The following is a 12,459-nucleotide window of genomic DNA, read 5'->3' on the forward strand; positions in this document are numbered from 1 at the left end:
CGGCTCACCCCGGACGGGGCCCCGCGTCACCGGACCGGCCCCGGTCGTACGCGCGGGTGGGGACGGTCCGCGCCCGGGCGTCAGCCACGGCTGCGAAGCGGTCGAATCCCAGCCGGGCCATCAGGCCGACCTGGTCGGCGGCCATCGCCCGCTTGCCGTACGCGGAGTGGTCAGGGCCTGCGGGCGGCTTGCCGGAGTCGCCGTAGCCGCGCAAGTCGGCGGCGACGACGGTGTGGTCGCGGGCGAGCCTCGGAGCCACGTACCGCCAGGCGGGGTGGGTCTGCGGGAAGCCGTGCAGGAGCAGCACGGGAGGCCCCGAGCCACCGACCCGGCCGTGAATCCGCACGCCGTCGACATCCACGTCGAAGGTGTGGAATCCAGTGCGGAAAGTCAACCCTGCTGAGGACGTGCCCGACTCGCAAGGGCGGTCGGCTTCATTCATGCTGCGCTCCTGCCGGCGGGCCGGTGCGAGGTCATGGGCGCCTGTGCGCTCCGGGGATTGCCGCGGGCCACCCGTCGCCCGGCCCCCCTTCGGCGACTGTGCCGCAATCTCCCCGACCGTTGCCGGTCCGGTTCACGGGTTTCACCGTGTGCCTTCCTCGGGCTGGCGCCCGAGGTGGTATCCCAGGCGCATCTCGTAGTCGCCCGGCTGGTTGCGCCCTGCCGCGAGCGCGGCAGGAAGCCTGCGCTTGGACCCCGGCCAGCCGAATGAGTGCATGTAGAGGTCGTAGGAGGACCGCAGGTCCTCCGCGGACGGCAGCGTGGATCGGTTGACCTGCTGCTTCACCGCGGCGATCGATTCCTTGTCGTAGGAGGCGACGCGGCGGGCGAGCGTGTCGACGAGCGCATCGAGTTCGCCGTCGGGAACCGTGCGGTTGACCCAGCCGTACCGCTCGGCCAGCTCACCCGGGTAGTCGTCGCTGGACAGGGCCACCTCCAGCGCGCGGGCACGGCCGAGCAGCAGGGGCAGATGTTCGAGGCCGCCGCCGCCGGGAAGGTTGCCGTTGGCGGTCTCGGGCTGGCAGAACAGCGCCCGTTCACTGGCGAAACGCATGTCCATCGCCTGGATCAGCTCGCTGCCCACGCCCCTGACCCGGCCCCGGACCTTGGCGATCGAGACGACCGGCAGGCGTGACAGGCGCGTGCTGGCGTCGATCAGCGGCGGGTAGCCGCTCGGGCCCGGTTCCTTGGGAGTCTCAGCCACCCGGGAGGTGTCGTAGTGGTTCAGGAAGTACTCGGGGTTCGCCGACTCGAACACGGCCACGCGCAGCTCCGGAGCAGCCTCCATCGCATCGACCAGTTGGGGGAGCTCCGTGAGCATCTCCGGGGACACCAGGTTGATGGGCGGGCTGTCGAATGTGATCCTCCACAGACGCCGGGTCTCGGCGGTGACGGAGAAATGGGTCCATTTCTTCACGGATTCGTCTCCTTGGGTTGCACATGCGTCCCCGGGGAAGCAGGTCGTACGACAGAGGCGAGGCGTATGGGAGGCCCGCCGGTGCCGGGCCGGGTCCACGCGGTCCGCTCGGTGGTCAGCGGCCGGTCGCAGGTGGTGCACCAGTCAGCGGACCGTGTCGGCCGGCCGCACCCGGTGCAGGTGATCGCCATCGGCCGTGCCCGTTCCGGTGCCGCGGTGTGCTTCGCCCCCCAGTGGGCGAGGGCGTGGAGTACGGGCAGGGCGTCGTGCCCGGCGTCGGTCAGGCGGTACTCGACGCGCGGGCGCACCGTACCGCCGTAAGGGATCCGCTCCGCCAGACCGGCCTCGGTCATGCGCGCGAGGCGGGTCGCGAGCACGTTGTCGGATGCGCCGAGTTCGGTGCGCAGACCCTCGAAGCGGGCGTTGCCGGCGAACAGTTCGCGAAGGATCACCAGCGTCCACGCGTCACCGAGAACATCGAGGCCGCGAGCGATCGGGCACGGCTTGTCCGACCAGTCCGAGCGGAGGGGCATCCTGTTTCCTTTCTTGAAGAAAGTGAATATGGACTGTACGCCCCTGACCTGACGGTCGGCAACCCGCGGCCCTCGCCCGCGTGCCGACGGCCGGCCATGGCCGGGCGGACGCCGATGGTGTTTCCCGGCTGGCCCCGCGGAGGGCCGCGAAGGGGGTCCGCGGGCGGCCGTGAGGGCGACTGGCCGCGTGCGCACCGGCCGCCCGCATTCGCCCACCGGTTGTCCACCGCCTTGGGCGGGACCCGGCAGACCGCCGCGCCATCCTCGGGAGTCCGGCTCGCCACCGACGCGGCCGGCGTCCGCGGCCCGAGGGGACTCCGCGCCGACGGCGACCACTGCCGTGCGTTCCCCACCGGTGCGCTCACACAGTGATCAACGACCCGGAGCACCTACCGTTGCGGATCCGTACGAGTCGCACACCCCCCGACGGTGGTGGGGCCCGGAGAGGGCGGCCGCTCGGAAAGGAGGGTTCCCCATCAGCTTCCGCGGCTCGCCTTTCTCCGAGGGGAAGCGAAGTGTCAGGACCGCGGCGGTTTCGGTGTCCTTCTCGAAGAGGAGGACCGGCACGGGTCGAGGAGGGCCGTACGAGGGGACCGGAAGTGGCGGAAGGTCGCGCGGTTCCGGTTCCGGGTTCGGTTCCGGTTTCGGGAGAGGCGCCACGCCGTCGTCCGCCGACCCGTCGCGGACGACCGGACAGTCCCCGCTCCGCACGCCGGCGGACAGTTCGTGTGGCAGCGGGCGGCGTGACGTAGGGGCCGCCCCATGCCGCCGCGGCGCCGGCGGGACCACGGTCATCGCGGACGGCGGCCAGGGCCGCGTTCGAGTCGGGCCCGAGGGGGACGGCTTCCCGCCTCGCCGTCTCGGGGCGTGCTCAGTCGAGACAGAACTCGTTGCCCTCGATGTCCTGCATCACGATGCACGAATCGTTGTCGTCGGCCAGCAGGCGCACGCGTACCGCGCCGAGCGCGACCAGTCGTGCGCATTCGGCCTCGAGCGCGGCCAGACGCTCCTCGCCCACGAGCCCGGTGCCGACCCGTACGTCAAGGTGCTGCCGGTTCTTGACGACCTTGCCTTCGGGCACGCGCTGGAAGAACAGCCGCGGGCCCGCCCCCGAGGGATCACTGCAGGCGAACCACGAACCCCGGTCCTCGGGCGGCCGCGAGCGATCGAAAGCGTCCCACGTGGCAAAGCCCTTCGGGGGCGATACGACGTACCCCAGCACCTCGCACCAGAAACGAGCGACACGCTCGGGTTCCGCGCAGTCGAAGGTGACCTGGAACTCTCTGATCGATGGCATCGGCGCACCGTAGCAGGGGGCTGCCGCCCATGTCTTGTCAGGAATCCGCCTCTTGACCGGCCGGCCCTCGCGGACCGCTGCGGTGTCGTGCGGTCGCAGGGGCACCCCCGGCCCCCCCGGATGCCGGGATTGTTGGATGCCCGGGATACCGGGAAGCGGTCCCGGCACCCGCACGGCGTGCGGGCGCGCTCACGGCTCGCGTACGCGGTCCGGCAGGTCACGGGCGGGGGGCTCGGTGCCCGGCCCCATCTCCGGACGGGGCCGTGCGGCGAACGACTCCACGTAGGCGATCGCGGCGTCGGTGGCCGCTTTGAGCGGGTGGACGCTGCGGCGCACCTGCGCGAGCAGCAACCCGCCCTGGAGCGACGTCAGCAGCACCGTGGCCAGATCGTGGACGTCGGCGGAGGCGTCCAACTCGCCGCTCCTCTGCATGCGGACGAGACCGGCGCGGATCGGCGCCTCCCAGCGCTCGAACGCGGCGACCAGCTCCGCGCGTGTGTCCGGGCCCGTCTCCACGAGCTCACCGGCCAGCGACCCGATCTCGCACCCGCCCTCGCAACCACGCCGCGCCTGCCCGGCGACGGTCTCCTCGCACCAGGCGCGCAGTGCCGCGAAGCTGTCCAGATGGTCCAGGGCCGGCCGCTGGCGGTCGAGTGTCGCCGTGACCTGGTGGTCGACGACGGCCCGGACGAGGCCCTGCTTGTCGCCGAAGTAGTGGTAGATCTGCGAGGCGCTGACACCGGCCGCCTGCTGGACGTCCGGGATGCTGGTGCCGGCCACGCCCCTGCGGAAGACGAGGCCGGCGGCCGCCCTGACGATGCGCTCGCGAGTGCGCCGCCCGGCCGCCGTGAGCCTCCGCTCGGTGGTGGGCGCGACGGAGTCCTGCCAGGTCATACGGCCAGCGTACCCAAAGTTGGAATTGACTTTCCACCACCGGCGTTGAAGGGTTCGGATCCACCGTTCCAATGAGTTCGCGTTTGAGAGGCGGCCGATCGTGGGAACCCGCGCCGACACCGTTGTGATCTTCGGAATAACAGGCGACCTGGCCTTCAAGAAGCTCCTGCCCGCCCTCTACCACCTGGCCCTGCGGGGTGGGTTGGGCGTGCCCGTGGTCGGCGTCGCCCGGTCCCGATGGGAGGACGGCAGGCTGGTGGCGACCGCGCGCAAGGCCGTCGAGGAGGTACGGCCGGACGTGGACGAGCCCGCTTTCGAGGAGTTGGCGGGGCGGTTGTCCATGGTCAGCGGCGACTATGCCGACGAGGGGCTGTACCGGCGCCTGGCCGAGCGGCTGGAGGGCGCCGAGCACCCCGTCTTCTACCTGGCCGTGCCCCCCGCCGTGTTCGGCGACGCGGTCGACGGACTGCGGGCCGCAGGACTCGCGGACCGGGGGAGGGTCGTCGTGGAGAAGCCCTTCGGCTACGACGCGTCCTCCTCACGTGCGCTCGACGACAAGCTGCGGTCCGCGTTCCCCGCCGAGCGGATCCTCAGGATGGACCACTACCTCGGCAAGGAGCCGGTCGAGGGACTGCTCGCCCTGCGCTTCGCGAACGCCTTCTTCGAGCCGATGTGGAACCGGGAGCACATCGCGAAGGTGGAGATCACGCTGGCCGAGAAGTTCGGCACCCAGGGGCGCGCCGGCTTCTACGACGCGGCCGGTGCCGTCCGCGACGTGCTCCAGAACCACGCGCTGCAGATCGCGGCACTGATCGCCATGGAACCGCCGGCCACTGCCGAGCAGGTCCAGGAGGCCCGCGTCGACGCGCTGCGCCACATGCGCCCGCTCTCCCTGGACACCACCGTGCGCGGCCAGTACCTCGGCTACCAGGACGAGCCCGGGGTGGCCCCCGGGTCCACCACGGAGACCTACGTGGCGACACGCCTCAGCGTGGACACGGCCCGGTGGCGCGGTGTGCCCTTCGTCCTGCGGGCCGGCAAGAACCTGCGCGAGAACGCGACCGACGTGGTGATAGGACTGCGGCGGCCCACGGGCGCCCTGTTCGCCGGAGCCGACTCGGGCTCCGGCTCGCCCGAGGGCAACCAACTGCACCTGCGGCTCGGCCGCGACGACGGCCTGACGTTCTCCCTGCAGGTCAAGTCCCCGGGCCCCGACGCGGTGAGCCGGACGGTGCGGGTGCCGCTCGACCTGGAAACCGTCCTCGGCCCGCGGCAGGAAGCCTACGAACGGCTGCTCGACGACGCCATGCGGGGGCGCTCCGACCGGTTCGTGGATCCCCGTGTGATCGAGGAGCAGTGGCGGATCGTCGGCCCGCTGCTCGACCCCGAGCAGGCTCCCCTGCCGTACGAGCCGGGCGGCTGGGGCCCCGCGGAGGCGGAACGGCTCGGCGTGGACGCGCACCCGGAGCGGAGCGCGCCGTGACCCGCGTCCGTGCTGCGGCAGGTACCCGTGCCGCGGCAGGTGTCCGGGCCGCGGCAGGTGGCAGGACGGTGGCACGTGTCCGCGCGGCGCGTGCCGGTTCCCGGGGGCGGGCCGGTTCCCGGGGGCCTGCCGGAGCGGACCGCGCCGCGCCGACCACCGCCCACGGGTCCCGCCACCCTCGGCGCCGTCACCCGTCGGCCACCGGATCCGCCGGCCGTCGCGGTGCCGCCGCGCGTGCGCACGGTGCCGCCCCGCGGCCGCGCGGCGCCCGTGTACGGCACGCGCCGCCGCGGTAGGCACTGCCCTCACCCCGCCGGGCCGCGCGGTGCGGGGATGCGCAGGACGAAACGGGAACCCTTGCCGGGCGTACTGGTGGCGGAGACCGTACCGCCGTGCGCCTCGGTCAGTTTGCGGACGATGGACAGCCCGAGACCGCTGCCGCCGCCCCGGCGGCTGCGTGACTTCTCGGCGCGCCAGAACCGGTCGAAGACATGGGGGAGTTCGCCGGGCGCGATGCCCGCCCCGGTGTCCGCCACCTCGATCGCCACCGCGTCCCCCTCGCGCCGCGACCGCAGCACGACGCGGCCGCCGGCGGGCGTGTGCCGGATCGCGTTGGAGACGAGGTTGCCGACCGCCTGGCGCAGCCGTACCCGGTCGGCGTCCACGACCAGCGGCGGCGACGGGTCCACCGCGACCGTCAGCCGTACACCCGCCGCCTCCGCGCTCGCCCGGTGCGCCATGGCCGTGGCCGCCAGCAGCTCGGCCACCTCCACCGGCTCCCTCGACAGCCGCAGTTCGCCCGCGTCCGCCTCCGACAGGTCCCGCAGGTCGTCGATGATGTGCTGGAGCAGCCGCGCCTGGCCCAGCAGCAGTGCCACCAGTTCGGAGTCGGGCCGTGCGACGCCGTCCTCCACCGCCTCCAGCCAGCCCCGGATGTTGCTCAACGGGGTCCGCAGCTCGTGGGCGACGTCGCTGGTCATCGCCTTGCGCACCGACTCCAGTCGGGCGCGCCGCGCCGACATCGCGTTGAACGCCGTGGACAGCCGCGCGATCTCGTCCCGCCCGGTGACCGCCACCCGCGCGGAGATGTCACCGCCCTCCATCCGCCGCGCCGCCTGCGTCAGGGCCCGCAGCGGCCGGACCAGCCGGATGCCGGCGAGCGTGGTGACCGCCACGGTCACCAGCAGCACCAGCGCGGCACCACCCGCGATCCGGGTCTTGTTGCCCGCGGACAGGTCGAAGAACGTGGTGGCCGTCCGGCCGGGACTGCTGACGTACAGCCGCGCCACCGGGGCCACGTACGGGGCGAGCTGCTGGCTGCGGCTGGTGCCGAGGCACGAGGCGGCCTGTGCGGACGGGACGGCGCGACCTGCCGACGCCGGTGTCCAGGTACCGTCGAGCGCCAGCCGTACACCGGCCGCGCCACGCCCCGCGAGACAGGCGTTGACCAGCTTGTTCAGGGCCTTGAGGGCCTTCGCCTCGGTGCTGGTGGCGGTGTCGAGCACGCCGGTGGAGCACCGCGTGATGCCCGCGGGCGCGGGTCCCGAGCCGGGATTGCCCAGGGGCTCGCCGTCAGGTCTGATCACTCTGGGCCGTCCGCCGGGTTCTGTCTCGATCCGCGCCTGGACGCCCATCTCGTCACGCAGGCAGGAGACGATACGGCCCGCAGTGACCTCCAGCCGGCTGCGCTCACCGTCGGACAGCCGGTAGGGGCCGACGGCCCGTGGGTCGATCCCGTCGGACGCGGCGGCGGGCAGCAACTGCGGATCGACCGCGAGCGGATCGATGAGGGCCGTCGGCTTGTCCGGCGGCCGGTAGGGGTGCCCGGCCACCGGATCTGAGTCGGCGATCGGCCGCCCCTCCTTGTCCAGCAGCACGATGCGGTGCCCGGTACTGCCGGCCAGCCCGGCGACGGTGGGTGCGACCTGGTCCCAGCGCGGGTGGGTGGCGGCATAGCCGATGAGCGCGTCGTAGATCCGGGCGTCGTCGGCGAGTGCCTGCCCGCGTTCCTGGCCGATCGCCACGGCCGTCGTCCGCACCACCACCCAGGCCGTCGCCGCGATCGAGCAGACGGAGACCAGCACGGAGACGGCAAGCAGCCGCACCAGCAGACTGCGCCGCAGCGGTACACCACGCTCCGGCAGCTCCCCGTCCGACCCGGCCGCGTCCGTTTCGGCCCGGTCCGGCCCGGGGGCACCGGCCGCGGTCCCGTCCGGCCCGGATTCTCCGGTCGCGGTCCCGGCCGGACGGCACGCGGCCGGGGCGTGGCGGTCGCGGGCGGATGCCTCCCGGGCACGGCGGTCGCGGGCGTTCGCGTCCTGGGCGTCGCGGTCGGGGGCGGACGCGTCCGGTCTCTGCACCCTCCTCACGCGGTCCCCCCATCCGTCCCGCGGCCGCAGGCCGTGGACCCGGGTGGGCGGCACGCTCCGGCCGCCGCCCGGTCCTCGCCGTCCTCGCCGCACCCGGCCGTCGTCACCTGCGTGCACATGACGGTGAGTCTAGGAACGCACCCCCGGCCGCGGTGCAGGGCTGTGCGGTGACCATGGGCCGACCACCGGTCCCTGACACGGTTCTGACAATCGCACGGCAGGCTCACCGCCATGTCAGTCCACACTCAGCGCCTGCTCCCGCATCCCCCTCCCGCCGTCCGCCCGCCCCGTGGCCCCGCCACCAGGGCCGCGGCCCTGTGCGCCGCGGTCCTGGCCGCCGCCGTCCTGGCCGGTTGCGGCACGGGCGGCGGCACGGGCGGTGGCCCGAGCGGCGGGAAGGAGGTCGACTCGCTGGCCGGCGGCTCGCCCGGGGCCGGTGGGGCGCGTCACGGCGCGGGCGCGGGCGGCGGCGCGTCGTCCGACGCCGTGCAGGCCAAGCGCCCCCAACTCCGCCTGGACACCTCCGAGGAGGAGAGCGCTCGGCTGACCGACGCGTACCACGCCTGTCTCCAGGCGCACGGCGTTCCCATGAACACCCAGCGTGCGGCCGCCGCGGGCCAGAAACAGGCGTGGCCGCTGGTGCCGCCCGGCCAGGAGGACAGGTACCGGCCCGCCTACGACGCCTGCCTCGTCAAACTGCCGCGTCAGCCACCCGAGACGTCCCCCAGGACCAACCCGCACTACGCGGACGACTACCGCACCTACGTGAAGTGCCTGAAGAAGCACGGCATGAAGATCCATATGGTGCCCGACACCAGCGTCTACTCCGACGGCCTCGGCTGGACGTACGACAGCGACGCGACGTCCTCGCTGCCCGAGTCCGAGCAGCCCGGGGTGGAGCGGAACTGCACGACGGAGGCGTTCGGTGGCAGGCGATAGCGAAACGGACGCGCCGCGGGGCAGGAGGGGCAGGCGCGTGGTCGCGGTGGTCGCTGTGCTGGCCGTCGCGGCGGGCGGCACGTACGGGGCGAAGGCGCTCGTGGCGCACGGCAGGACGCGCGAGCCGAAGGCGGCGGGCCCGCCCCGGGCCGAGACCACCCGCGTCAAGCGGATGGACCTCTCCAACGCCGAGACCCTGCCCGGCACCCTGGGCCACGGCACGCCGACGACGATCAAGGGCACCGGAGGGGGATCCGTGACCCGGCTGCCCGAGCCGGGCTCGACGATCTCCCGTGGCACACCGCTGTACTGGGTGGACGACCGTCCCGTGATGGTCTTCCTCGGCGACACACCGATCTTCAGGAAGCTGGCCGAGCCCGGCGTCACCGGCCGGGACGTCACCGTGCTCGACGAGAACCTGCGTGCCCTCGGCTACGACACGGGCACGCCCGCGAACGCGGGACAACCCCGGACCACGGGCAGCACGGGCAACACGGGCGGTTCCGCCGGTGGTGTGCCGGCCGAGTCGGGCACCAAGCTCACCTCCGCGCTGCTGGCCGCGGTCAAGCGGTGGCAGCGGGACACCGGTCAGCAGCAGACGGGCACGCTCGGCCCCGGTCAGGTCGTCGTGCTGCCCGGCACGGTACGGGTCGACGCGCTCAAGGCCCAGCTCGGCGATCCGGTCGCCGCACCCCTGCTGACGGTGGCCTCGACGAAGAAGTCCATCGGCGTCAAGGTCGACGCGTCGGACGCGGACCCGATCCACAAGGGCGACACGGTCGCCATCACCCTGCCCGACACCAAGGAGGTCCCCGGCAAGGTCGCCTCCGTCGGCACCACCGTGCAGGGCGGCGCGGGGCAGGACGGCCAGGACGCGGGTGTCGGCACCGCGGCGACCCTCCAGGTCACGGTCGTACCGGCCGACAGCGACGACGTGGCCGGACTCGACACGGCGTCCGTGCAGGTCACCTTCACCACCGAGACCAGGAGGCAGGTCCTCGCCGTACCGGTCGGCGCGCTGCTTGCGCTGAGCGAGGGCGGCTATGCGCTCCAGCGGCCCGACGGACGGCTGCTGGGCGTCAGGACCGGCCTCTTCGCGAAGGGCATGGTCGAGGTGTCCGGGGACGGCATCACGGCGGGCGAGCGGGTGGTGACGGCCTCGTGACGGCGTCCGAGGCCATGCCCCCGCGGGGCACCGATCCGCGACCGCGACCCGTACCGAGGGGCACGCGCCGACCGCGGACCCGCACGGAGCCGGAGCAGGCGCAGGCGGCGCAGGCGGAGCAGGGGGCGGAGCGGGGACCGGAGCCGGGGGCGGTGACGGAGGCCGGGGCGGGGCCGGGCGACCGGTCCCGCGGCGGAGCCGGCCGCGCGACCGTGCTGGAGGTGCGCCACGCCCGCAAGGCGTACCCCGGTGGCGTCAGGGCCCTGGACGACGTCTCGCTCGCCATCTACGAGGGCGAACTCCTCGCCATCGTCGGCCCCTCGGGCTCCGGCAAGTCCACCCTGCTCAACATCATGGGCACCCTCGACCTGCCGAGCAGCGGCACGGTCGAGATCGGCGGCCAGGACGCCGCGCGCCTGACCGACCGGCGGCTGTCCGCGCTGCGCGGCCGCCGGCTGGGCTTCGTCTTCCAGCAGTTCCACCTCACCGACGGGCTCACCGCCGCGGAGAACGTCGCCACCGGTCTGCTCTACGCGGGCGTGTCCCGCCGCAGACGCCGCGCCCTGGCGCTCTCGGCACTCGACCGGGTCGGACTGGCCGCACGCACGTCCCACCTGCCGCACCAGCTCTCCGGGGGCGAGCGCCAGCGCGTCGCCATCGCACGCGCGCTGGTCAACGAACCCGCGCTGGTCCTCGCCGACGAACCCACCGGTGCCCTCGACACCGCCAACGGCCAGGCCGTCCTCGATCTGCTGATCGCCCTGAACGGCGACGGCACCACCATCGCCGTCATCACCCACGACCGCGACATCGCGGCACGGCTGCCGAGGCAGGTCGAGATGCGGGACGGACGCATCGTCCTCGACACCGCGAACACCGCGAACACCGCGAACACCGCGAACACCGGGAGGCACCGATGAGCCGCCACGACGGCAGGGCGTCCAGGGCGGCGCCCCGCGGCGCCGCACCCGCCGCCGGGCCCGGACCCGAGCGGGGGCACGAGCGCGGGCGCGGGCCGCGCTCCCGGCGGTCCGCCGCCCGCCTGAGACCGGTCCGCCTCACTCCGTTCGACGTGCTGCGGCTCGGGATGCTCGGGATCCGTACCCGCAGGATGCGGGCCGCGCTCTCCGCGCTCGGCATCTCCATCGGCATCGCGACGCTGGTCCTGGTGACCGCGATACCGGCGTCCAGTCGGCAGGACCTGAACGAGCGGCTGTCCGCGCTCGGCACCAACATGCTGCGCGCCGAGCCGCTGCCGAACCAGCAGCCCCCCGTTCTGCTGCCGCCCGGCGCCGCACGGATGGCGGCGCGCATCGGCCCGGTCATCCGGACCAGCGCGGTCGCCAACACCCATGCGCTGGTGCGCCGTTCGGACCGCACCGACCCCGACGACGGCCTCGGGCTGAGCGTGCTGGCCGGCCAGGACGACCTGCTGCCCGCGGTCGGCGCCCGGATCAGGTCCGGGAGGTTCCTCGACCGGGCCACCGACCGGCTGCCGACGGTCGTGCTCGGCCACCAGGCCGCGGCGCGCCTCGGCATCCCGCGCCTCGTACGGGGGCAGGAGCCACCGCAGGTGACCATCCAGAAGCGGTGGTTCACCGTGATCGGCATCCTCGACCCCGTCCCGCTGGCACCGGACCTGGACCGCTCCGTGCTGGTCGGCTGGGTCGCGGCGGAGCGCAACCTCGGCTTCGACGGGCACCCCACGGTGGTCTACGTCAGGGCCCGCGAGGAGGCGGTCGAGGACGTGGCGGCGGTGCTGCCCGCCACCGTGTACCCGAAGCTGCCCGGCCTCGTGCAGGTCAGCCGGCCGTCGGACGCGCTGGCGGCGAAGCGGGCCACCGAGAGCACGTTCTCCGCGCTCTTCCTCGGTCTGGCCGGGGTGGCACTGCTGGTCGGCGGTATCGGGGTCGCCAACACCATGTACATCTCCGTCCTCGAACGGCGCAGGGAGATAGGGCTCCGGCGGGCGCTCGGCGCGAACCGGGGCCAGATCCGGGGCCAGTTCCTCACGGAGTCCGTGGTCCTCTCCCTGCTGGGCGGGACGGCCGGCACGGTCCTCGGTGTGTCGGCCACCGTGGCGTACGCCGCCTACCAGGGCTGGCCGCCCGTCGTACCACCGCTCGCGGTGCTGGCGGGGACGGCGGGTACGGTCGTCATCGGGGTGGCCGCCGGCGTCTACCCGGCGGTGCGCGCGGCCCGGCTCACCCCTACGGAGGCGCTGGCGACGGTGTGAGCGCGGGGGACCCGCGGCCCGGCGGCCGCGCCGGCGGGCGGCTCTACGTCGCGCGGTGCCCGTGCGTCTTGCCCACGGGTGCCGGGAAGAGCGGCCGGTACAGACCCGAGACGGAGAGGGAGGCCG

Annotated in this window: 11 protein-coding genes; 5 read left to right on the forward strand and 6 right to left on the reverse strand. The window is 73.7% G+C overall.

Going from position 1 to position 12,459, the window contains the following annotated elements:
• Positions 1–4: 4 nt before the first annotated feature.
• From IE313_RS36465 to IE313_RS25080, 5 genes are all read right to left on the reverse strand, one after another.
• Positions 5–442 carry an alpha/beta fold hydrolase gene (locus tag IE313_RS36465; RefSeq protein ID WP_189935976.1) on the reverse strand — a complete coding sequence of 146 codons (438 nt, stop codon included), beginning with the start codon at positions 440–442 and terminating at the stop codon, positions 5–7.
• A gap of 141 nt (positions 443–583) precedes the next feature.
• Positions 584–1,417 carry an enoyl-CoA hydratase/isomerase family protein gene (locus IE313_RS25065; RefSeq protein WP_189935978.1) on the reverse strand — a complete coding sequence of 278 codons (834 nt, stop codon included), beginning with the start codon at positions 1,415–1,417 and terminating at the stop codon, positions 584–586.
• The gene (locus IE313_RS25070) at positions 1,414–1,950 is read right to left on the reverse strand and encodes a winged helix-turn-helix transcriptional regulator (protein WP_189935979.1); all 537 of its coding nucleotides are present in this window, start codon (positions 1,948–1,950) and stop codon (positions 1,414–1,416) included. Before IE313_RS25070 ends, IE313_RS25065 begins: the two co-directional genes overlap by 4 nt.
• Positions 1,951–2,821: 871 nt before the next feature.
• A complete protein-coding gene (locus tag IE313_RS25075) occupies positions 2,822–3,247 on the reverse strand; it encodes a VOC family protein (protein WP_189935981.1) in 426 nt (141 codons plus the stop codon).
• A gap of 189 nt (positions 3,248–3,436) precedes the next feature.
• A complete protein-coding gene (locus IE313_RS25080; protein ID WP_189935983.1) occupies positions 3,437–4,141 on the reverse strand; it encodes a TetR/AcrR family transcriptional regulator in 705 nt (234 codons plus the stop codon).
• Between the two features lie 100 nt (positions 4,142–4,241).
• On the opposite strand from IE313_RS25080, the gene zwf reads away from it, so the two are divergent.
• Entirely contained in the window at positions 4,242–5,624 is a 1,383-nt protein-coding gene (gene zwf / locus IE313_RS25085; protein ID WP_189935985.1) for a glucose-6-phosphate dehydrogenase, read from the forward strand.
• 305 nt (positions 5,625–5,929) lie between these two features.
• Here zwf and IE313_RS25090 read toward each other — a convergent pair whose 3' ends face one another.
• Positions 5,930–7,984 carry a sensor histidine kinase gene (locus tag IE313_RS25090; protein WP_373317059.1) on the reverse strand — a complete coding sequence of 685 codons (2,055 nt, stop codon included), beginning with the start codon at positions 7,982–7,984 and terminating at the stop codon, positions 5,930–5,932.
• A 240-nt stretch (positions 7,985–8,224) separates the two neighbouring features.
• Here IE313_RS25090 and IE313_RS25095 point away from each other — a divergent pair, with 240 nt between their 5' ends.
• The 4 genes from IE313_RS25095 to IE313_RS25110 all read left to right on the forward strand — a co-directional run bounded on the left by IE313_RS25095 (position 8,225) and on the right by IE313_RS25110 (position 12,333).
• The gene (locus IE313_RS25095) at positions 8,225–8,932 is read left to right on the forward strand and encodes a hypothetical protein (protein ID WP_189935987.1); all 708 of its coding nucleotides are present in this window, start codon (positions 8,225–8,227) and stop codon (positions 8,930–8,932) included.
• Between the two features lie 37 nt (positions 8,933–8,969).
• Complete coding sequence (locus IE313_RS25100) at positions 8,970–10,097, forward strand: efflux RND transporter periplasmic adaptor subunit (RefSeq protein ID WP_229924930.1); 1,128 nt, start codon at positions 8,970–8,972, stop codon at positions 10,095–10,097.
• 212 nt (positions 10,098–10,309) lie between these two features.
• On the forward strand, positions 10,310–11,017 hold the full coding sequence (locus IE313_RS25105; RefSeq protein WP_229924944.1) for an ABC transporter ATP-binding protein: 708 nt from the start codon (positions 10,310–10,312) through the stop codon (positions 11,015–11,017).
• On the forward strand, positions 11,014–12,333 hold the full coding sequence (locus tag IE313_RS25110; RefSeq protein ID WP_189935992.1) for an ABC transporter permease: 1,320 nt from the start codon (positions 11,014–11,016) through the stop codon (positions 12,331–12,333). The genes IE313_RS25105 and IE313_RS25110 overlap by 4 nt, the downstream gene beginning before the upstream one ends.
• Positions 12,334–12,459 lie beyond the last annotated feature (126 nt).

The sequence above is a fragment of the Streptomyces sulfonofaciens genome, from assembly GCF_014656295.1.
GTDB classification, from domain to species: Bacteria; Actinomycetota; Actinomycetes; order Streptomycetales; family Streptomycetaceae; genus Streptomyces; species Streptomyces sulfonofaciens.

Bases quoted from the DNA above. Each gene is read 5' to 3' on its own strand.
- IE313_RS36465 (WP_189935976.1), bottom strand. From the start codon at position 442: ATGAATGAAGCCGACCGCCCTTGCGAGTCGGGCACGTCCTCAGCAGGG.
- IE313_RS25070 (WP_189935979.1), bottom strand. From the start codon at position 1,950: ATGCCCCTCCGCTCGGACTGGTCGGACAAGCCGTGCCCGATCGCTCGC.
- IE313_RS25075 (WP_189935981.1), bottom strand. From the start codon at position 3,247: ATGCCATCGATCAGAGAGTTCCAGGTCACCTTCGACTGCGCGGAACCC.
- IE313_RS25080 (WP_189935983.1), bottom strand. From the start codon at position 4,141: ATGACCTGGCAGGACTCCGTCGCGCCCACCACCGAGCGGAGGCTCACG.
- IE313_RS25095 (WP_189935987.1), top strand. From the start codon at position 8,225: ATGTCAGTCCACACTCAGCGCCTGCTCCCGCATCCCCCTCCCGCCGTC.
- IE313_RS25110 (WP_189935992.1), top strand. From the start codon at position 11,014: ATGAGCCGCCACGACGGCAGGGCGTCCAGGGCGGCGCCCCGCGGCGCC.